Annotated in this window: 1 pseudogene; it reads left to right on the forward strand. The window is 44.0% G+C overall.

Going from position 1 to position 1,176, the window contains the following annotated elements:
- Positions 1–370: 370 nt before the first annotated feature.
- Positions 371–1,176: pseudogene (locus tag HMPREF3208_RS06855) on the forward strand (hypothetical protein); the annotation flags it as partial.

Raw genomic sequence — 1,176 nt, forward strand, 5'->3', positions numbered from 1 at the left:
CGAACGGCTATGCCGTGAGGAATAAGCGCGAAAACAGGTCGTCGCGTGCGGTAAACTACGACTGGCAAAACAGCGCGCGGCTAATAAAACAGCGCGCGACTGGTAAAACAGCACTCGGCAGCGAAGAATAAGTAAGCAATTCAGCTGAGCGGCTTCGGTCAATAATTTTGGTCAATAATTTTAGTAAATAATTTTTTTAGACAAATATTGCCTTTGCTCTTGATTTTTGCCTACGGGGGGGGGGTATGTTGATATTGATGAGCTGGCTTATAGCCGGTCTCGAGTTGTACCGAAATTGCGATTGATATGCGATTTCGGTAGGCATATTCTTCGCACGTTTACGCGTGAGAAGGAAGAAGAAAGGAAAATTATGTTAAGTAAAAAGGCGATTGCCGCATTTGCTGCCGGCGCTACGCTTGTTTCAGGCTTAGCTCTAACCGTGCCAGCTTTGGCAGATAATCCTAGTGGTGGTACTTCCACTACGCAGAGCAATCAAGTTACTAAGCTTGAAAATGTTGTTTTCAACTTTAAGGTAGGAGATAAGGATCATAAAACTACTGCTACCACTCTTTACAAGAAGGGTGATAAGTACGGTACTGCACAGGATGATGTCAACTATACTGCAGCTCAAATTGGTGCTGGTTTCTTAGCTCAGGTGCAGAATAATCTTACTCCTGCTGAGGGTAATGGTATTGTTGATGGGATTGTTTACCCTTCGGTGATTAATTCTGGTGAAAACGTAGTTACTGTTAAAATTAACAATACTCTTGTAGACGATGCTACTGTTATCACAATGGCTAACTTTGGTGATTATTCGCACTTTGAAGAGGTGTTGAAAAAAGCTGGTAAGACGATAACTCCTGCTCAAAAAGCCCTATTTAACACTCAAAGAGCGAAGGTTGAAAAAGCAGCACTTATTGCTGAGGCTGAGCGTTTTGGCTTGCCAAAGAGTGTTGTTGATGCTTTGAAGGATTATGCTAAGTATAAGGATCCTGCTGCTGTGGCAAAGCTTCTTGAGCAGGGTAAGAGGGCTGCTGTTAAGCAAGCTTTGAGCCGAGTTAATGGTGATACGGTTGCTGACTATAAGTTGCACCCAGCTGATGTGAGTGAGCTTGTTGGTGGTAAGGGACAGACGCCAGTTGTTCCAACTCCTGCTGTTGATCCTGCTATTGAGGC

The sequence above is a fragment of the Gardnerella vaginalis genome (assembly GCF_001546485.1).
GTDB classification, from domain to species: Bacteria; Actinomycetota; Actinomycetes; order Actinomycetales; family Bifidobacteriaceae; genus Bifidobacterium; species Bifidobacterium vaginale_D.